19 protein-coding genes are annotated in these 18,248 nt (G+C 72.6%); 10 read left to right on the top strand and 9 right to left on the bottom strand.

Annotated elements, in window-relative coordinates:
• Positions 1-48: 48 nt before the first annotated feature.
• The 6 genes from ACWCYY_RS04080 to ACWCYY_RS04055 all read right to left on the bottom strand — a co-directional run bounded on the left by ACWCYY_RS04080 (position 49) and on the right by ACWCYY_RS04055 (position 4,400).
• A complete protein-coding gene (locus tag ACWCYY_RS04080) occupies positions 49-870 on the bottom strand; it encodes a bestrophin-like domain (protein ID WP_345281807.1) in 822 nt (273 codons plus the stop codon).
• A gap of 194 nt (positions 871-1,064) precedes the next feature.
• A complete protein-coding gene (locus tag ACWCYY_RS04075) occupies positions 1,065-1,490 on the bottom strand; it encodes a DMT family transporter (protein ID WP_345281806.1) in 426 nt (141 codons plus the stop codon).
• Between the two features lie 43 nt (positions 1,491-1,533).
• Positions 1,534-1,851, bottom strand: a complete 318-nt coding sequence (locus ACWCYY_RS04070) for a DMT family transporter (protein ID WP_345284374.1) — start codon at positions 1,849-1,851, stop codon at positions 1,534-1,536.
• Between the two features lie 86 nt (positions 1,852-1,937).
• Complete coding sequence (locus ACWCYY_RS04065) at positions 1,938-2,606, bottom strand: DsbA family oxidoreductase (protein WP_449795020.1); 669 nt, start codon at positions 2,604-2,606, stop codon at positions 1,938-1,940.
• Positions 2,603-3,139: a nucleoside deaminase gene (locus ACWCYY_RS04060; RefSeq protein WP_449795019.1), complete on the bottom strand. Its 537-nt coding sequence runs from the start codon at positions 3,137-3,139 to the stop codon at positions 2,603-2,605. Before ACWCYY_RS04060 ends, ACWCYY_RS04065 begins: the two co-directional genes overlap by 4 nt.
• Before the next feature lie 130 nt (positions 3,140-3,269).
• Positions 3,270-4,400: an IS701 family transposase gene (locus tag ACWCYY_RS04055; protein WP_449795018.1), complete on the bottom strand. Its 1,131-nt coding sequence runs from the start codon at positions 4,398-4,400 to the stop codon at positions 3,270-3,272.
• A 260-nt stretch (positions 4,401-4,660) separates the two neighbouring features.
• Between ACWCYY_RS04055 and ACWCYY_RS04050 the strand changes: the two genes are divergently transcribed.
• The 9 genes from ACWCYY_RS04050 to ACWCYY_RS04010 all read left to right on the top strand — a co-directional run bounded on the left by ACWCYY_RS04050 (position 4,661) and on the right by ACWCYY_RS04010 (position 11,497).
• Complete coding sequence (locus ACWCYY_RS04050; protein WP_380150314.1) at positions 4,661-5,110, top strand: MarR family winged helix-turn-helix transcriptional regulator; 450 nt, start codon at positions 4,661-4,663, stop codon at positions 5,108-5,110.
• 215 nt (positions 5,111-5,325) lie between these two features.
• Complete coding sequence (locus ACWCYY_RS04045) at positions 5,326-6,795, top strand: AMP-binding protein (RefSeq protein ID WP_449795017.1); 1,470 nt, start codon at positions 5,326-5,328, stop codon at positions 6,793-6,795.
• Complete coding sequence (locus tag ACWCYY_RS04040) at positions 6,792-7,058, top strand: acyl carrier protein (RefSeq protein ID WP_345282912.1); 267 nt, start codon at positions 6,792-6,794, stop codon at positions 7,056-7,058. The genes ACWCYY_RS04045 and ACWCYY_RS04040 overlap by 4 nt, the downstream gene beginning before the upstream one ends.
• 89 nt (positions 7,059-7,147) lie before the next feature.
• On the top strand, positions 7,148-7,522 hold the full coding sequence (locus tag ACWCYY_RS04035) for an ectoine synthase (protein ID WP_345282915.1): 375 nt from the start codon (positions 7,148-7,150) through the stop codon (positions 7,520-7,522).
• A 98-nt stretch (positions 7,523-7,620) separates the two neighbouring features.
• Complete coding sequence (locus tag ACWCYY_RS04030) at positions 7,621-8,739, top strand: acyl-CoA dehydrogenase family protein (protein ID WP_449795016.1); 1,119 nt, start codon at positions 7,621-7,623, stop codon at positions 8,737-8,739.
• A gap of 28 nt (positions 8,740-8,767) precedes the next feature.
• The gene (locus tag ACWCYY_RS04025) at positions 8,768-9,448 is read left to right on the top strand and encodes a transglutaminase-like domain-containing protein (protein WP_449795015.1); all 681 of its coding nucleotides are present in this window, start codon (positions 8,768-8,770) and stop codon (positions 9,446-9,448) included.
• A gap of 11 nt (positions 9,449-9,459) precedes the next feature.
• Positions 9,460-10,269 carry a maleate cis-trans isomerase family protein gene (locus ACWCYY_RS04020; RefSeq protein ID WP_449795014.1) on the top strand — a complete coding sequence of 270 codons (810 nt, stop codon included), beginning with the start codon at positions 9,460-9,462 and terminating at the stop codon, positions 10,267-10,269.
• The gene (locus ACWCYY_RS04015) at positions 10,266-10,535 is read left to right on the top strand and encodes a DUF6253 family protein (RefSeq protein ID WP_449795013.1); all 270 of its coding nucleotides are present in this window, start codon (positions 10,266-10,268) and stop codon (positions 10,533-10,535) included. The genes ACWCYY_RS04020 and ACWCYY_RS04015 overlap by 4 nt, the downstream gene beginning before the upstream one ends.
• 53 nt (positions 10,536-10,588) lie before the next feature.
• Entirely contained in the window at positions 10,589-11,497 is a 909-nt protein-coding gene (locus ACWCYY_RS04010) for a serine hydrolase (RefSeq protein WP_449795012.1), read from the top strand.
• A 58-nt stretch (positions 11,498-11,555) separates the two neighbouring features.
• Here ACWCYY_RS04010 and ACWCYY_RS04005 read toward each other — a convergent pair whose 3' ends face one another.
• Positions 11,556-12,257 carry a flavodoxin family protein gene (locus ACWCYY_RS04005; protein WP_449795011.1) on the bottom strand — a complete coding sequence of 234 codons (702 nt, stop codon included), beginning with the start codon at positions 12,255-12,257 and terminating at the stop codon, positions 11,556-11,558.
• A gap of 136 nt (positions 12,258-12,393) precedes the next feature.
• Between ACWCYY_RS04005 and ACWCYY_RS04000 the strand changes: the two genes are divergently transcribed.
• Entirely contained in the window at positions 12,394-13,284 is an 891-nt protein-coding gene (locus ACWCYY_RS04000) for a LysR substrate-binding domain-containing protein (protein WP_449795010.1), read from the top strand.
• A 3-nt stretch (positions 13,285-13,287) separates the two neighbouring features.
• Here ACWCYY_RS04000 and ACWCYY_RS03995 read toward each other — a convergent pair whose 3' ends face one another.
• Positions 13,288-14,025: a DUF7158 domain-containing protein gene (locus ACWCYY_RS03995; RefSeq protein WP_345282930.1), complete on the bottom strand. Its 738-nt coding sequence runs from the start codon at positions 14,023-14,025 to the stop codon at positions 13,288-13,290.
• Positions 14,022-18,212: a glycoside hydrolase family 38 N-terminal domain-containing protein gene (locus ACWCYY_RS03990; RefSeq protein ID WP_449795009.1), complete on the bottom strand. Its 4,191-nt coding sequence runs from the start codon at positions 18,210-18,212 to the stop codon at positions 14,022-14,024. Before ACWCYY_RS03990 ends, ACWCYY_RS03995 begins: the two co-directional genes overlap by 4 nt.
• Positions 18,213-18,248: the final 36 nt, after the last annotated feature.

Below are 18,248 nucleotides of genomic sequence, written 5' to 3'. Positions count from 1 at the left end.
ACCGCCCGGCAGCCCGGCGGGTGCGCACCTCCCGGGAGGCGGCGCGGTTCAGCGTGCGACCACGGACCCGGCGCCCGGCTGCCCGTACCAGAACTGCGCCAGCGCGCCCTCCTTGTAGGGCGCCGGGCTGACGCTCAGTTCGCCGGAGAACGGGCGGTCGAGCACCAGGGTGAGCAGCAGGCTGAAGCCCACCAGCGCGGCCACCGTACCGACGAAGAGGAGCTGCATCCGCCGGCTGCGGACGCCGTAGAGGAAGGTCAGCGGGATGATCACCAGCGCCCCGCCGAAGACCAGCACCTGGAGCAGCAGCGGGAGTTGCTGGGTGGCCATGGTGATCCTGGCCCGGCGCTGGGCGACCACCTCGTTGAGGTTGCCGGCCGCCAGCTCGTAGAAGGTCTGCTGGGTCTCGGTCTGCGGCTCGTAGGACTGGAGCGCGTCGTAGACCGCGTCCAGACTCCGGGCCGTGGACTCGTAGTTGGGCTCGCCCTCGCGCATCAGCGGCCACTGCACGTCCACCACCGCGTGCAGGTAGCCGCTCATCGCGGCGTTCACCCGGTCCTGCTCCTGCGGGGGAAGGGCGCGGACGTTGCGCACCAGCGAGGCGGCGGCGGTGGACTCGGAGGCGACGATGGAGTTGGTGGTCTCCAGCTGGGTCCAGAGGGTGACGATGACGAACGCCAGGATGATGCCGTAGATCGCGCCGAACATGCCGAGCACCACACCGACCATCTCGTTGTGCTCACCGTGCACGGTCTGCGGGAAGCGGCGCCTGGTCAGCAGCGCGCCCGCCACGGCCAGCAGGACGATCCCGCCGACCACCACCAGGCTCAACGCCGCGGTGTCCAGCCCGTTCAGCAGCCACAGCTCCACGGCGGCACCCCTCTCCCGGTCCTCGTCCCCGGGGGAGCGTAGGCCATCCGGCACGCGCCCCTGGGCGCCGCTCACCCGTACGGATGAAGCGTTTACTCCCCCGGGCGGGAACGCGGCAGTGGGCCGCCTCCGCGCTGCGCGGGGACGGCCCACCGGGTCGGACGACGGCCCCCGGCTGCGGGGCTGGGCATCCGTCAGATCTTCACGGGCTGGACGGGGGCCTCCGGCCGGGCCGGCTGCTCGACCTCGGGCGCCGCGGCGCTGCCCTGCATCCGGTCGGCGAGCTTGAGCCAGATCACGCCGACGATGATGACGGCCAGCCAGACGCCCTGCACCACGGTGAGGTGCTCGTCGAAGACCACCGGCCCGAGCAGGGCGGCGCCGACCGAACCGATGCCGGCCCAGACCGCGTAGCCGATGCTGACGTCGATGGTGCGCAGCGCGGCGCTCAGCGCCCAGAGGGTCAGCAGGAAGAACACCACCGCGACCAGCGACCACCAGAGCTTGGTGAAGCCGTCACTGCCGCCGACCGAGAGCGCGTAGCCGACCTCGAACGCGCCGGCGAGGAGTAGCATCAGCCACGAGTTGGCCGATCCGGAAGTGGAGCTGGTGTTGGACATGTGCGCGGTCCCTTCTTGGTGGATCGGAGTGGGGTGCGGGGGCTCAGACGCCGCTGAGCTGGAGGCCGACCACGCCGGCGATGATGACGAGGATGCCGAGCGCCTTCTGCCAGCTGAGCTTCTGGCCGAACAGCGCGGCGCCCAGCAGGGTGATGCCGATGCCGGAGACGGAGGTCCAGATGGCGTAGCCGACACCGACGTTGAAGGTCTGCAGTGCCTTGCTGAGGAAGTAGGTGCCGATCGCGCCGCTGATCAGGGTGGCGGCGGTCCACGGGCGGTTCTTGAAGCCTTCGGCCTTGCCGGCCGCGATGGCCACCGCGATCTCGAAGATGACCGCGATGCCGAGGTAGAGCCACTGCATGGCTGATGCCCTTTCGCTGCTGGGGAGTTGGGGTCGAACCGGTGGCGCGGGGTGGAGCACGGGCGGAGACGGGGATCGGGTGCCGGTCAGCAGCCGTCGATGCCGCAGGCCGCTCCGCTCGCGACGGCCTGCTCGGCCTGGACGTCGAGCACGGCCTTGCGGATCTGGGCCGCCGTGGCGACGCCCTCGATCCGGTGGCGCTCGCCGATGATCAGGGTGGGGGCGACGGAGATGCGGTACGCCTCGGCGGTCCGCAGCGCCTCCCGGTGGGTCTCGGTGTAGCTTCCCTCGGCCAGGGCTCGGTTGAACTCCTCTGCGTCCAGGCCGAGTTCGGCGGCGATGTCGGCGAGCACCTCGGTCCGGCCGATGTCCCGGTTCTCCTGGAAGAAGGCCCGGAGGAGGCGCGGGGTGTACTCGGCCGCCCGGCCGTGCTCGGCGGCGTACTGGTAGCCCTCGAAGGCCAGCCGGGTGTACGGCTGCGGCGAGACGGTGGGCAGCGTGATGTCCACGCCCATCCGACGGGCCATCGGGTAGACGGACCTGGCCCAGACGGCCGGCAGGTAGGCGTCCTCGGGGCGCAGCGTCGGGGTGGGGTGGGGCCGCAGCTCGAAGGGCATCCACTCGATCTCGACGTCGAGGTCGTGGGTGGCCTCGTGCAGCGGGCCCTCGGCCAGCATGCAGAACGGACAGACGTAGTCGGACCAGACCTTGATCCGGACCTTCTCGGCCGCGGGTTCGTTCTCCAGCTCGTTCACGGTCGCTCCCGGTCGGCGGTGCGGGTGGTGGTGCGGTCGGCGGCGCTGAGGTCGGTGCGATCCACACGGAGGAAGTCCTCGAAGGGCTCGGTGTCACCCGAGGTGCGCAGCGAGGTGACGCGCAGCGGCCAGCTCTCCGGGTCGTCCGCGAAGATCGAGTACGAGCCGGTGTAGTCGAAGCCGTACCGGGCGGCGGTCAGGCGGTCGACGGCGTGCACGATGTGGGACACGTTGAAGTAGAGCGAGGCCATGTAGCAGAGGGCGCAGGGTTCGCCGGAAGCGATCAGCGTGGCCCCTGCGGTGGCGTGCAGCCCGTAGGTGGCGGCCGCCTGGCGCAGTGCCACCACCTCGGCGTGCGCGGTGGGGTCGTTGTCCTCCCGCACCCGGTTGAAGCCGGTGCCGAGGATGCGGCCGTGGTTGACGACGACCCCGGAGAACGGAATGCCGCCCCTGGCCACGTGTTCGCGACTGATCCGGACCGCCTCGCGGACGTACTCGGTCAGCTCGCTCTCCGAGATCTCGGAGTGACGCATGCTTCCCCCTGGTCATAGCCGAAGCACTTGCATGTATATGCATCTTCATCTCTCGCACAGGGCCCCATGACTGGGGCCTGGCGATGAATAAAGCTTGCATGAGCAAGCATCTGACTGTCAAGCACCGAGCTCAGGCGGCCCGGAGGACGTCCTCGGAGGCCTCGGCGACGGGGGCGGCGGCGAGCCTGCTGTAGGCGAAGGCAGCAGCCACCAGCGTCATGTGGTGGTGCCAGCCCGGATAGGAACGCCCTTCGAAGTCCCTTAGCCCGAAGCCCCGTTGGAGCTGGGCGAGGGTCTCCTCGGCCGCCGGCCGGCGCTCCGCGTAGGCCAGCAGCTCTCCGGCCGGACGGGTCACCATGTTGGTGATCCACAGCCGGTCCTGCTCCTTGGCGCGCAGCGCGGGCTGGGCGAACACGCGGTGCAGCCGGGCCCGGCCGGCGGCCGCGGTGACTCCGGGCACCTGCACCAGACCGCCCCGCTCCCCCACCCGCCCCGGCGCGGCCGGATCGCCTCCGCCGCAGTCGGCGAGGATCCGCACCGCGGGCATCACGGCCCGTCCGGAATTGCAGGCGCGGACGTCCAGCGGGGCCAGCGGGAATCCGTCCGGAATCGCCAGCAGGAATTCCAGACCGCGCCGGTTCAGCCCTTCCGCGATCGGGGCCGGATCCAGGTATCCGTCGAGGTCCACCACCAGCGGCACGGCCGCGTGGCGCGAGCGGCCCACCGTCAGGTCGACCAGCCGCAGGACCTCCTCCTCGGTGGTGGCCGTGACCGCGAACGGGATCCGGGCCTGCTCGCGCAGCGCGCCGCCCGTCCAGGACTCGGGGAGCAGCAGCCGCCAGCCGACCGGGAGGTCTCCCGCGTCGGTGGACATGAAGACGGCCGTGCCCACCTGGCAGTTGACGGTGCGTCCGGCGCCGGGGACGAAGCGGCGGTGAACGCCGCAGGACTTGTCCCCGCGCTTGGGCAGGACCACCGGGGTGACCGTCCAGGCCCGCGGACTGGCCCGGTCCTCGGTCCACTGTCTCAGCCGGTCGAGGACCGGCTCCCAGCCCCAGGGGCTCTCGTTGACGAACTGGTGCAGCGCCTGCGCCGCCGTGGGCGAGTCACTGGCCAGCTCGGCCAGGCGGCGCACCGACTTCTTGCCGGAGGTGCCGAGCAGGCCGTACACATACGCGTGTGCCCACCTGCGCTGGTCGGATCTGCGGAAGTGGGCGAACAGTTGGTCCGAGAACTGGGCGACGGGATCCCGCCTGCTCATGTCGTTGGTCCCTCCCGTGGCTGCTCAAACGCGGCGTCAATTCGGGCTTCCCTCACAGTAAAGAACGTCCGCGCCGTTTTCCACCGGCGGAAAGTAGTGCCACCACTCCGTCAAATCCGAATGCCCGGAAGCACCCCTTCCCGATGTTGTCCGGGGGCTGCTCCGTCAGTACGCGGGCCGGAAAACCGACCGCCCGACCCAGAAACTTGCATGAGCATGTATCATTCCCGGGAGACCGCAGCAACCCCAGAGGAGGCACCATGGCGAACTCTCCACCCGTGTCCCTACCCACCTCCGACCACGCGGTGTGGAACCGCGTGCTCACGCTGCACTCCTACGTGGAGCGCGAGTTGGCCCTGGCCCTGCAGCGCAGGCACGGGATAGGACTGTCCGAGTACCGCTCCCTGGAGCACCTCCAGCACTCCGCGACCAGTGAGCTGCGCATGCAGGACCTGGCCGACAAGGTCGGCCTCGGCCAGTCCTCGGTGACCCGCCTGGTGGGCCGCCTGGAGACGGCCGGCTTCGCCTTCAAGGACCTGTGCCCGTCGGACAAGCGGGGCGTCTACGCCGTCATCACCGACGAGGGCCGCCAGCGCTACCAGGCGGCCAGGGCCACCTACGCGGAGGTGCTCTCCTCCGCGCTCAACACCTTCACCGCCGACCCCGCCCTGGGCCCCACGGTCCAGGCACTGCGCGCGGCCCAGGGCTGACCGCCCGGCCTCGCGCCCGACCCCGAACGCCTCGGCGTTCGGGGTCATTTTTATTTGCACAAGCAAGTTGAGTGGTCCGCATCACAACCACTTCGCCAAGTGGATGCTTGACCAAGCATGTACCTGCTCGGCTAACTTTTCTCTCGACAGCGCACGATTCGAACAGCCGAACGGCACCCCGACTGCCCCAGGCTGCGACCGCGAGGAATCCCGCCGTGCCATCGTCCCGCCTCGCCGAGACCGTCGCCTCCCACGGCCGCACTCGGCCCCACCAGATCGCACTCCACCACCACGATCAGGCCGTCACCTACGGTCAACTGCTCACTCTCACAGAGGAGTTGAGCAGGAAACTGGCACAGCTGGCGCTGCCGGAAGGCAGCACCGTCTGCGTGCCGGCCCACAAGACGCCGCGCACCGTCGCCCTTCTGCTGGCCCTGGCCGGCCGGGGGCACGTCGCCCTGGCCCCCTCGCCCGACCTCGGCCGCGAGGTGCTCGACCGCCTCGCCCGGCAGGCCCGGGCGGTGCGGGTGCTCACCGCGGAGGAGAACGGCGCCCTCGCCGCCGCCCCGGTCGCGGCGGACGAGCTGGAGGCCGAGGGCTTCGCGGTGGCGGACCCGGCCCGGACCAGGCTGCTGCTGACCACCTCCGGCTCCACCGGCACGCCGAAGATCGTGCCGATCGAGCAGGACGGCTTCGAGGCCTTCGCCGACTGGGCCACCGAGGAGTTCGGGCTCTCCGCCCACGACACCGCCCTGTCCTACGCCCCGCTCAACTTCGACCTCGCCCTGCTGGACGTCTGGGCCTTCCTCCGGCTGGGCGCCACCGTGGTCCTGGTCGACCGTCAACGGTCCACCGACGGCGAGCAGTTGGCCCACCTGGTGGCCCGGCACGGCGTCAGCTTCCTCCAGGGCGTCCCGATGATGTACCGGCTGATGCTCGAGCGGGCCGGGGTCTTCCGCACCGTCCGGCACGCCGTCTTCACCGGCGACCGGATGCCGGCCGAACTGCTCGGCCGCACCGCACCGGCCTTCCCCCGGGCGGCGTTCCACAACGTGTTCGGGTGCACGGAGACCAACGACTCCTTCATCCACCGGCTGGACCTCGCCGACCTGTCCGGCCCGATGCCGATCGGCCGGCCGATCCGCGGCACCGACGCCCTGGTCCTGGACCCGGACGGCCGGCGGATCGCCGGCCCCGGGAGCGGCGAGCTGCTGGTCAGCACACCGTTCCAGACCACCGGTTACCTGCGCCGGGAGCTGAACGCGGCGGCCTTCACCGAGCTCGACGGCAAGGTCTTCTACCGCACCGGCGACATCGTCAGCCGGGCCCCGGACGGCCGTCACTTCCTGGAGGGGCGCGCGGACTGGCACGTCAAGGTCCGCGGCATCCGCACCAACCTCCAGGAGGTGGAGAACGTCATCGCCGCCCACCCGGACGTCGCCGAGGCGGTGGTGGTCCCGCTGCCCGACCCGGAGGCCGGGGTCCGCCTGCACGCCCACGTCACCCACCGGCCGGGGACCCCGCTCACCGGTCTGCGGCTGCGCACCCACCTGGGCCGCCACCTTCCGCGCCACGCCATCCCCAGCTCCGTGCACGTCACCGGCACCGCCCTGCCCCGCACCTCGACGGGCAAGCCCGACCGCAACCTCATCAAGCAGAACCGCCTGAAGGAGAGCGACACATGAGCAGCAGCACCGAGATCGCCGACGAGGTCCGCACCTACGTCGCGGCCGAGTTCCTGGCCGGCGAGGACGCCTCGGACCTGACGGGCGACTACGACCTGATCGAGTCCGGCGTGCTCCACAGCCTGGGCCTGGTGCGCCTGCTGTCGCACTTCACCGAGGCCTACCGACTCCCCGTCGACGACCTGGACTTCACCCCCGACGACTTCCGGACCATCGACTCCATGGTGGCGCTGATCCTCGAGCACAGCCCCGCCACCGTCTGACGCACCCTCCGTTCCACCGCGTCACCGTTCCACCGGCACCCCACCACCCACACGGAACACCTTCCGCGTTTCGCATAGGAGAGACAGACATGTTCGTTCGCAGCCTCGATGACGTCGCCCCGGTCGAGTGGGGCAACGGCACCAGCCACCGCCTGCTCACCAAGTCCGACGGCATGGGCTTCGCCGTCGCGGACACCCTGGTGCGCAAGGGCACCTCCAGTGCGCTGCAGTACCGCAACCACCTGGAGGCCTGCTACTGCGTCGGCGGCTCCGGCGAGGTCGTGGAGAAGGACGGCACCCGTCACAAGATCACCAAGGGCACCATCTACGTCCTGGACCAGCACGACCCGCACTACCTGATCGCCTCGGACGACGAGGACCTGCTGCTGGTCTCGATCTTCAACCCGCCGATCGTCGGCACCGAGAAGCACACCCTCTCCGAGGACGGGTTCTCGCAGTACTGATCCGCCCCGCACCCGGGCCCGCCGCACCCCCTGGCGGCGGGCCCGACCCGAGCGGCCGGCGGACCCGGCCCGCGCGCGACCCACCCGAGGAGCCTGACGTGACCGAGGACCTGTACCAGCTCACCGCGCCCTGGGCCGACCGGCTCAACGCCGACCTGGCGAGGTCGGACGCCGCCGGGGAGTTCCCGCGCGACAAGTGGGAGGTGCTCCGGGAGACCGGTCTGCTCCGCACCCACGTCGCCACCGAGTACGGCGGCGCCGGCCACGGCCTGACCGCCACCATGCGCGCCCTGGAGGGCCTCGGGTACGTCTCGCACGACGCCGGGCTCTCCTTCTCCGCCTCCACCCAGATCGTCTCGGTCGGAGTGCCCCTCCAACGCTTCGGAAGCCCGGAGCTGAAGGAGCAGCACCTGCCCCGGATCGCCTCCGGCGAGGCGGTCACCGCGCACGCCATCACCGAGAGCGGCGGCGGCTCGGACGCGACGAACCTGACCACCACCGCCCGCCGCGAGGGCGACCACTACGTGGTCGACGGCGGCAAGATGTTCATCACCAACGCGCCCGTCGCCGACCTCTTCCTGCTCTACGTCCGCACCGGCAGGCCCGGTCCGTTCGGCCTGACCACCCTGCTGGTGGAGGCCGGCACCCCCGGCCTGACGGTCGGTCCGGCGATGGACAAGATCGGTCTGCGCACCAGCCCCATCGGCACCCTCTCCTTCGAGGGCCTGCGGGTGCCGGTCCGTCAGCGGGTCGGCCAGGAGGGCACCGGCTTCCTGGTGCTGGACCACGTGATGAAGCGCGAGGTGCTGTTCGGCTTCTCGCTCACCCTGGGCGAGATGACCAGGCGGCTGGAGACCACCATCGCCTTCGCCAAGGAGCGTCACCAGTTCGGCCGGCCGATCGGCGACTACCAGGCCGTCTCGCACAAGATCGCCGACATGAAGATCCGGATCGAGACCGCCCGCAAGTGGCTGACCGACACCGGCGCCAAGGTGGAGCGCAACGAGGACTCCGCCCTCGACCTCGCCGCCACCAAGACCGTGGTCTCCGAGGCCAACCTGCAGACCGCGCTGGACGCGGTGCAGATCCACGGCGGCCGCGGCGTGCTCACCGAGTACGGCATCGAGCGCGACCTGCGCAACTCGATCGCCGGGACGATCTACTCCGGCACCTCCGAGATCCAGCGCAACCGGATCGCCACCCTTCTCGGGCTCTGAGAGGGCCCTCCGAGAGGAACTTCCCGTCATGACCGAGCAGTTGGACCACCTCATACTCCCCACCGCCTTCCTGGACCACCAGACCGAGGAGGTGCAGGCCTTCGTCGACCACGCCGTCAAGGACCGCTCCGCCGACCCGGTCACCAAGGCGGTCGAGCTCTACTACGCCGTCCGCGACGGCGTCTTCTACGAGGTCTACGGCGCCCCGCTGACCCCCGAGGGCCTGCGCGCCTCGAACACCGTCACCACCAGGTCCGGCTTCTGCATGCACAAGTCGGTGCTCTACGCCGCCGCCGTCCGGGCCGTCGGCATCCCCTCCCGGCTGCTCTACAGCGACGTGCGCAACCACCTCGCCTCGCCCCGGCTGCTGGAGCACATCGGCAGCGACGTGTTCTTCCACTCGCTCACCCAGGTGCACCTGGAGGGGAAGTGGGTCAAGGCCACTCCCGTCTTCAACAAGCTGCTCTGCAAGCTCTACGGCATGCAGCCGCTGGAGTTCGACGGCCGCACCGACAGCCTCTACCACCCGACCGCCGAGGGCGGCGGCTCGATGGAGTTCCTGACCGACCACGGCGCCTACGACGACCTGCCGTACGACTTCGTGCTGGCGAACATGCGCCGCAAGCACCCCAAGTTCCTGGACGACACCGGCACCGGCACCGTGTCCGGCGGACGGCTGGCCGACGAGGCCGCCGCCCCCACCCACTGAGGAGAGCGACGATGAGCAGCACTCCCCCGCCCGTCGACGGCTGGGACGCCTCCACCCGGATCGGCGTCGTCGTCCCGCACGCCGACGTCGGCCCGGAGGCCGAACTCCAGGCCCTCGCACCGGAGTCGGTGACCATCCACGGCTCCCGGATCCACTTCGCCGCGATGAGGGCCGGCGGCGAGATGGACGAGAAGATCCCGCACGACCCGATCCGCTCCTTCGTCCAGGCCCCCTATCTGGACCAGGCGGTCGAGCTGCTGGCCGCCTCCCCGCTGCACGCCCTCACCCTCGGGTTCACCTCCTCCTCGTACGCGCTCAAGGCCGCCGGCGAGCAGGAGCTCTACGAGCGGCTGCTGCCGGTCACCCGCGGACTGCCGCTCACCGGCACCACCAAGGCCGCCCGGGCCGCCTTCGACGCACTCGGCGCCCGGCGGATCGCGGTGGTGAACCCGCCCTGGTTCGACGACGCGCTCTCCACCCAAGGAGCCGACTACTTCCAGGAGTTCGGCTACCAGGTGATCCACCACGGCCCGTGCGGGCTGCCCTCGAACCAGAAGGCGATCACCCCGGAGAACCTCTCCGCCTGGATCCGCACCACCGTCGCCGCGCACCGCCCGGACGCCGTCCTGGTGGCCGGCAACGGCATCCGCGCGGTCGGCACCATCAGGCCCCTGGAGGAGGAGCTCGGCTTCCACGTCCTGACGGCCAACCAGGTCCTCATGTGGCACGCCCTGCACCTCGCCGACGCCGCCCACCTGGCCGCCGCCGTCACCGACTACGGCCACCTGTTCTCGGTCTCCCCGAAGGAGGGCGCGGCATGAGCCTGCTCGACGCCCAGTCCTACGAGGCGGTCTTCGGCACCCCCGAGGGCGACACCTACCGCGTCCCGCTGGTCTGCTGGCGCGAGGACGGCGAGCACCTGCACGGCCTGGCCCTGATCAAGGGTCACCTCCGCCGGGTCGACCGCCTCCCGCAGTTCCTCCGCTACGCCGACCGCACCGAGACCCGCACGGTCCCCCCGGTGACCGCCCCCGAGGTCGCCACGCTGGCGACGGTCCGCCCCCTCTCGGACGCCCAGCTGTCCTGACCCCCTCGCCCCCGCCCCCTCCCCGGGCGGGGGCGTCCGGCACAATCGGCGTCATGACGGGGAACGACATCCGAGCGGTTTTCGAGGCGGCCGGCTGCGAGGGCGCGCTGTGTGTCCTGGAGGTCGGCGGTGAGGGTGAGGTCGCGCTCGACGCCGAGGCGCCGGTGGTGGCGGCTTCGGTGAGCAAGGTGCAGATCGCGTTGGAGGTCGAGACCTGGTTCGCCGAGGGCCGGCTCGACCCGCGCGAGCGGGTGGTGCTGCGGGCCGGGGAGCGGACCGACGGGCCCACCGGGCTCTCGCTGCTGGCGGACGACGTCGAACTCTCCCTGCGGGACCTGGTGGTGCTGATGCTGACCGTCAGCGACAACCCCGCCACCGACGAGCTGCTCCGCCGGGTCGGCACCGCCTCCGTCAACGCCACCGCCGAACGGCTGGGCCTCGCCGGCACCGTGCTCGGCTCCGACCTGCGGACCATGCTCGACACCGTCGGCGAGGACCTCGGCCGGGCCGACTGGGCCGACCTCCAGCGCTGGTCCCCCACCGCCACTCCCCTACAGCACGCCGAGGCCGACCGGCTGCTGCTCGCCTCCCGCACCCTGGACCCGGCACGCTCCCCGCTGCGCACCACCCCGCGCGACATGGCCCGCCTGCTCGCCCTGATCTGGACCGACCGGGCCGGACCGCCCGCCGCCTGCGCCCGGGTCCGCTCGGTGATGGCCCGTCAACTCACCCGCCACCGCCTCGGCAGCGCCTTCCGCCCACCCACCCGGGTCGCCGCCAAGAGCGGCAGCCTCTTCGGCATCGTCCGCAACGAGGCCGGCGTGGTCACCCTCCCCGACGGCCGCCGCTACGCCGCCGCCGTCTTCACCCGCTCCGCCCCCGGCGCGGACGACGCCGCGATCAGCACCGCCATCGGCACCGCCGCGGCCCTCGCCGTGGCCGCCCTCGCCGGGAGCGGGTGACCGGACGGCGGTCCCGGCCTCCTACGGGGCGGGCCCGAGGGGTCCACCGAAGGTGCTGTCAGGAGCCGGGCGCGCGGAGGGAGGCGGAGAGAGCGCGGGCCTCGTGTTCGGTCATGCGGGGGGTCTCGTAGGGGACGGCGTTGACCCAGCGTTGGGTGAGGCGGGCGAGCCGCTCGCCGTAGCGTTCGGCGGTGAGCAGGTCGCCGCGGGAGCCGGCGCTCTCGGGGCCCTGGTCGGCGTGGCTCTGGCTCATCAGGCCGAGCCAGGAGCCGAGGCGGTTGAGGTCGTCGCGGCTACCGCCGCTCCAGTTGTTGCCGGGCATGTCGCCGACGCCGACCCACTGCATGCCCATCTGGGCGCCGAACACGGCGAGTTGTTCCAGGACGGTGAGCTTGTCGCCGCTCTGCGAGGCCGACATGGTGAAGGCCCCGGCCAGCTTGTCCTTCCAGGCCTGGGTGGTGAACGGGGTGAAGGCAGCCTCCATGAAGGCCTTGAACACCGCCGAGACGCTGCCCATCAGGGTCGGGGACCCGAAGACGATCGCGTCCGCCCGCTCCAGCAGGGCCATCACCTCCGGGTCGTACCAGCGGCCGGCGTTGACGTCCGCGGCGTGCAGCGGCACCAGGTGCACCTCCGCCCCCGGAACCGACCGGGCCCCGGCCGCCAGGTGTTCGGCCAGCACCTCGGTGTGTCCGTGGATGGAGTGGTACACCACCGCCAGGGTCACCGTGGGAGTGCCGTCCGGATCGTGCGAGGTCATCACAGCTGTTCACCGCTTCCGTTCGTCGGTCCTTCGCTCTCGCCGTCCATCACACCCCGTGGCTGACGGGCCATCAACGGCGATCTGCGGACCGCAGCGATCGGCCGCGGCGATCGGTCGGGGTAGCGTGGCTCCCGTGGACAGGATCGAGTTGGAAGCGTTCGTCGCCGTCGCCGAGGAGCTGCACTTCGGCCGGGCCGCCGCCCGGCTGCACCGGGGGCAGCCCACCGTCAGCGAGGCGGTCCGACGGCTGGAGGGGAGCCTGGGCGGGCGGCTGTTCCACCGCACCAGCCGCCGGGTCTCGCTGACCGAGCTCGGGGAGGCGATGCTGCCCGAGGCCCGGGCCACGCTGGCGCAGCTGCTCCGCTTCGAGCAGCGCGGACGCTCGCTGGCGGCGGGCGAGCGGGCCCACACCACTCTCGTGGTCGCGCACGCCGAGTACACCTGCCACCAACTCCTGTTGCGCTGCCTGCCGTTGCTGCGCGAGAGGTTCCCGGAGGTGACGATCGTGCCGGAGGTGATGTCCACCGCCGCCCAGGTCTCCGCCTTGCGGGCCGGGACGCTCGGGCTGGGCGTCGCGTGGGCGCTCGGCGAGGTCACCGGGGTCAGCGCCACCGCACTCTCCACGGAGCGGTTCGTGGCTCTGCTGCCCGTCACCCATCCCCTCGCCCGGCAGAGTGAGTTGAGCACCTCCGAGCTCTCCGCCAGCAGCCTGCTCACCTGGCCGCACCAGGTCAACAGCGGCCTCTGCGACCGCCTGCTGACCGCCTTCCGGATCGGCGGCGCCGACCTGCGCATCATCCGCACCGCCGACAGCGTGCACGCCATCGCGGCCCACGTGGCGGCCGGCACGGGCATCGGCATCACCGTCGAGTCGGCCTTGGACGTGACTCCGCCCGGGCTGCGGGCCGTACCGCTGACCGGGCCGTCGACCGCTGCCGAGCAGGTGGTGCTCACCGCGGCCGATCCCTCCGAAACCGCCCTCGCCCTGCGCGAGTTGCTGCTCCGGGAGGCGTCGGCGGGGTGACCCTCAGTGCCGGTGGTGGTTGTCCGGTTGGGACGGGTCGCCGGGGTGTTCCAGGCCGGGGACGAGGGTCAGGCGGGTGGCGCGGGTGTGGTCGAGCCAGCGGGCGAAGGTGAGGCGGCGGGCGGCTCCGTGGGGGTCGGCGGTGGGGGTGGTGGCGGGGCGGGAGCGCAGGCCCACCAGGGTGGCGGTCCAGCCGTCGGCGGTGACCTGGGTGCCGGGTGGGGCGGCGCGCAGGGCGGCGGCGAGGGCGGCCGGGAGGCTCTCCGGCGCGGCCTCGAACTCTCCGTCCGGGGTGGCCAGTTGCCAGAGCGGATCGACCGGCTGCGGAGGCGGTGGGGGCGGGGCGGGAACGGCGGAGGTGACGGCCGTGTAGACGGCGCGGACGGCGGCGCTGCCCTCGAAGGCGGCGGCCGTGATGGAGCCCAGCTCCACGGCGGCGCGCTGGTCCAGGCGGACGGGGCCGGGCTCGGCGAGGTCGAGGCCGCGCTCGGCGGCGACGGCGGCGCACAGCTCCTCGGTGAGCAGTACCTGGGCCACCCAGCGGGTGAGTTGGCGGTCCTCGGCGCTGCCGGGGGCGGGCAGGGCGGAGGAGCGCGGGCCGGAGCGCAGCGCCGCCAGGCGGCGGTCCAGCCCGGTGCGCGGGATCGGACGCCCGTCGAGCAGCCCCAGCACGGACGGGGCGCCGTGGGTGCCGTGGGTGCCGTGACCGCCGGCGGCGCCAGGGACGGCGGGGCCGTTCACGGGGACACCACCAACTCGACGGTCGGGGCGTACTGGCAGCGGCCGTACCACATCACCTTGATGACGGCCCAGAAGGTGCCCGGTGCGCTGCCGGTCGGGGCGTGGACGGTGAACGGGACCTCGGCCGTGGCACCGCCCGCGATGTGGAAGCCCCGCACCGGGTCGGGCAGCAGCTCCCAACTCCCCCAGGGGGAGACCAGTTGGAGCTCGCCGCGGATCTCGCCCCGGGTCCGGTTGGCCAGCCGCAGCACCAGCTCGGCCCGGCCGCCGGGCGCGACCCGCACCGTGTCCGCGGCGACGTCGACCGTGAGCCCGGTGTCCCGGCCCTCGGTGGCGGTGGTGCCCTTGGTCTGGGACCACTCCTCGGGCGCGGGCCCGGGCGAAGGCAGGTCGACACCGACGGCCACCGTGCAGACGTCCTCGACCAGTTGACCGTCGTGCTCGGTCCGGACCGCCACGAAGTACAGCCCGGGCGCGGCGTCGGCGGGCGGCGCGAGGGTGACCGGGAAGCGGACGTGGCCGGAGGCGGCGAGCCGGTAGGGGCGGCGGCGCGGGTTCACGCCCCATCCCTCGGGGGCGATCACCTCCGCGGTGCCCTCCACCTCGGCGTCCACCAGCTGGGAGGCGAGGACGGCGGAGAGCTCGACGGGGGCGCCGTCCGCCACGGGGACCAGGCCGGGCGTCAGGCCGACCGAGACCGGGAGGTACCCGAGCGGAGCGGGGCCCCGGTTGTGCAGCCAGTAGCGGGAGTGGACGGGCTGGGCCGTCTCCGCCGCCGGGCCGAGCAGCGCACCGCCGGGGGCCTCGGGCGCGGCCGGACGGGCCGTCAGGGTGACGATCCCGGCGCCGTCCAGTGCGAGCGGGAGCGCGACCGGGGCGAGCGGACGCTCCAGCAGGTCGGCCCGGTGCGGGTCGGCGAGGGTGAGCGCGCCGGAGAGGGTGGCCGCCCGGCCGAGGCCGGTGGACTCCACCAGGCGCAGCGTGACGCCGCTCGCCGGATCGGCGGGGGCGGCCGAGCCGTGCGCGTGCGGGTTCCCGGTCGGTTTGAGCGCGCTCAGCCGCACCTCCCGCTGCGGTTCGACCCGCAGCCAGGAGTGCTGGGCCGGCAGGGTACCCGGCCGGGCCGGGAGCACGGCCGGCAGCAGCGGGTGGTTGTACTCCTGCCCCTGGGAGGGCAGGTGCAGGGCCCGCCAGTCGCCCTCGCCGGAGACCAGGCTGTAGTCGAACTGGTGTGTCCAGTGCTGGAGTTGGAAGGAGGAGCCGTCCGGGGCGGTGCGCCGGGGCGGGTCGATCCAGACGCCCGAGGGCCAGCCGGTGCAGGAGCGCAGCAGGGAGAGGTGCAGGGCGCCGGTCGGGTCCACCGCGAAGCCGGGCATGCCGCGGTTGAGCAGGGCCACGGTGTGGTCGGTGAGCCGCTCGGCCTCGGGCAGCGGCCCGTCGGGGCTGACGGCATCGATCACCGCGCCGTCCAGCGGGACCGAGGCGGGGTCGGCCAGGATCAGGACGGGCAGCGCCCGCGGCCCGCGCAGGTCGGCGTTGGGCTGCCAGACCTCGCGCAGCGGCTTGTACGCCGGCACCCAGACCCGCCCGTGCTCGGCCAGGACGGCGCGGTGCGCGTCCCCGGCCGACGCCAGCAACTCCGCGGCCAGCGGGTTGACTTCGGGCCCGCCGAGGACGATCCGGACGTCGGGCAGGTTGGAGTCCACCTCCAGCCAGCCGTAGCGCGCCCAGTCGGCGCCGGCGGTGGTCGCGGTCACCCCGCAGCGGGCCAGCGCGACGACCAACTCCCGTGCCTCCCCCGCCCGTTCCAGCGAGGGGACGACCACCTCGGCCACCCCGATCGCCCGCTCGCCCAGCGCCGAGCCGTCCGGCGCGCTGAGCCGGACCCTGGCGGTGGAACCGAGGCCGAACCAGGTGTTGGCGGGGTTGTCGAGCGTCCAGGGCGCCTCGGCCACGTCCACGTCCGGCAGGGCGAAGCCACGGCCGATCACGGCGTCCGCCACCTCGCTGACCGGCAGGGCGCCGGGCAGCTCGACCGGGAAGCGGACCCGGAGCAGCCGGTCGGCGCCCCGGTGGTCCACGACCGTGGTGCGGAAGTCGATCCGGTCCTCCCCGGCCCAGAGGGTGACGGTCTGCCGGTGGGCCAGACCGTCCACTTCTCCGGTGACCACCAGGCGCTCCCCCAGCGGCCCGGTCTCCCGCCGCACCGCGGCGGGCCCGGCGGCGGAGCCGACCACCGGCCCCTTGGGCAGCAGGTGCCAGGGCCCCTCACCGAAGTCGGGGTGCTGCGGGTACTCCTGGTAGACCCTCAGCTCGTTGCCGACCCGCCCCTCCTGCAGCAGCTCGCGCCCGCACCGCAGGTCCAGGAGGCTGCTCAGGGCGCCGCCACGCGCCGGGTCGGCCGTCACCCGGTAGCGCGCGTTCGCGGCGGTCGTGCCCTCGGCCGCCGACCAGAGCGGCCGGGCGGAGGGGCCGGGGAGCAGCCGCCAGGAGCGCCACCCGAGCGCCGGGACCTGCTCGGCCCGGAACCACAGCTCGCCGTCCCGGACGGCGCTCGGCAGCTCCGCTCCCCCGTCCGGCGCCAGCAGCCGTCCGCCGGTCACGCCCTCCGGCAGCGGCACCCGCACCACGCCCGAGCGGTCGAAGGAGAGCGTGTTGGTGACCACCACCGCCAGCCCCTCCCCCCGGGTGTCGACCGCACCGGTGAGCGCGGCCAGGGCCGCGTCCCGCACGCCTACCGCCAGATCGTGCGCCTCCCGCCAGCCGCCGGCCAGGTCCAGGTAGACCTGATCGGACTCGGAGCCGGTGATGGCGTCGTGGTGCGCGCCGTACGCGAGGTGGCGCCAGACCTTGTCCAGGGCGGCGGCCGGGTAGCGGCCCAGGCCCTGGAGGGCGGCCAGGGTGGCGAGCTTCTCGGCGTCCACGGCGGCGGTCTCGCCGGCCCGTTGGGCCTGCTTGGTGTCGATGTAGGAGACGTCCTTGCCGGTGTAGACCGGGTTCATGTCCCGGCTCTGCGGGCTCAAGGCCCGTCCCGACGAGGCGAGTTCGGCACGGACGGCGTCCAGGAAGTCGCGCGGGGTGCCGCAGACGAAGCGCGGCCAGAGGTACTTGGCGGCCCAGGAGCGGTGGATCTCGGTGACCCACTTGTTGGGCGGGGTGTAGTCGGTGCCGACCGGAAGCAGCAGGTTCCTGGTCGCGCCGACGGGCTTGAGCTTGCGGTAGAGCCCGTACACCGCCGCCTCGGCGGCGGCCAGGTCCGGCGAGCTGTCCATCCACCAGCCGGCCGAGTAGTGGTGCGGCATGTAGTGGGTGAGCACGCCCCGGCCCGAGGGCGCGAGCCACTCGAACTCGCTGGGGAACTGCATCACCGTGGCGTCGTCCTTGGCCTCCCGGAAGTTCTTCTGGATCGGGCCCCACTGGTGGAAGGGCCCCCGCGCCCAGGCGCTGCCGGTGAGCCCGGCCTCGGCGAGCAGCCCGGGGAACTGCGGGTCGTGGCCGAAGACGTCCAACTGCCAGGCGGTGCGCGGGTCCCCGCCGAGGACGTCGCGCTGGTAGCCGATGCCGTAGAGGACGTTGCGGATGGTGGTCTCTGCGCCGGTGAGGTTGGTGTTGGGCTCGTTGTAGGTGCCGCCGACCAGCTCCACCCGGCCCTCGGCCGTCAACTGCCGCAGCTCGGCCCGGCGCTCGGGGTGGAGGTCGAAGTAGGGCTTGAGGTAGTCGACCTCGGCCAGCACGAAGCGGTAGTCCGGATCGCGCAGGGCCAGGTCGAGGTGGGCCTCCATCAGGGCGAAGCCGTTGCGCTCCCAGAGCGGCCGGGTGGTGGCGTCCCCGGCGAGCAGTTCCCAGGGGGAGGTGTAGGCGGCCTGGGTGTTCCACCAGACCGGGTCGTAGTGGAAGTGCGAGACCATGTACATGGTCCAGCCGGGCTCGGCGACCACCACGCTGGCGGCCGCCAGGGCGTCCCCGGCCCGTACGGTGACCGGGAGTTCGGTGCCCACCGGGTGGGCGGTGAGGTCGAGCGGGACCTCGACCGTCCCCGTGCCGGCCGCGGCGCCCTCGACCCCCGGCCCGGTCACGGTGACCACGGCGGGCGGCCCGTCCAGGGTGACCCGCAGGAGCTGGCGCGGGGCCTCGGCGGTGCCGGTGAACAGGTCGGTGGACTCGACGGCGGTGATGCTGACCGGCACGGGGCTGGTCCTCTCTCTCGTCACCTCGAACGCGGA

The organism is Kitasatospora sp. NPDC001664 (genome assembly GCF_053596675.1).
The sequence above is the reverse complement of the archived record's forward strand: the minus strand, read 5'-3'. Positions and strand labels throughout refer to the sequence as shown.

Coding starts and splice junctions, on each gene's coding strand:
- ACWCYY_RS04075 (WP_345281806.1), bottom strand. CDS start 1,490: ATGTCCAACACCAGCTCCACTTCCGGATCGGCCAACTCGTGGCTGATG.
- ACWCYY_RS04070 (WP_345284374.1), bottom strand. CDS start 1,851: ATGCAGTGGCTCTACCTCGGCATCGCGGTCATCTTCGAGATCGCGGTG.
- ACWCYY_RS04060 (WP_449795019.1), bottom strand. CDS start 3,139: ATGCGTCACTCCGAGATCTCGGAGAGCGAGCTGACCGAGTACGTCCGC.
- ACWCYY_RS04055 (WP_449795018.1), bottom strand. CDS start 4,400: ATGAGCAGGCGGGATCCCGTCGCCCAGTTCTCGGACCAACTGTTCGCC.
- ACWCYY_RS04050 (WP_380150314.1), top strand. CDS start 4,661: ATGGCGAACTCTCCACCCGTGTCCCTACCCACCTCCGACCACGCGGTG.
- ACWCYY_RS04040 (WP_345282912.1), top strand. CDS start 6,792: ATGAGCAGCAGCACCGAGATCGCCGACGAGGTCCGCACCTACGTCGCG.
- ACWCYY_RS04035 (WP_345282915.1), top strand. CDS start 7,148: ATGTTCGTTCGCAGCCTCGATGACGTCGCCCCGGTCGAGTGGGGCAAC.
- ACWCYY_RS04025 (WP_449795015.1), top strand. CDS start 8,768: ATGACCGAGCAGTTGGACCACCTCATACTCCCCACCGCCTTCCTGGAC.
- ACWCYY_RS04020 (WP_449795014.1), top strand. CDS start 9,460: ATGAGCAGCACTCCCCCGCCCGTCGACGGCTGGGACGCCTCCACCCGG.
- ACWCYY_RS04015 (WP_449795013.1), top strand. CDS start 10,266: ATGAGCCTGCTCGACGCCCAGTCCTACGAGGCGGTCTTCGGCACCCCC.
- ACWCYY_RS04010 (WP_449795012.1), top strand. CDS start 10,589: ATGACGGGGAACGACATCCGAGCGGTTTTCGAGGCGGCCGGCTGCGAG.
- ACWCYY_RS04005 (WP_449795011.1), bottom strand. CDS start 12,257: ATGACCTCGCACGATCCGGACGGCACTCCCACGGTGACCCTGGCGGTG.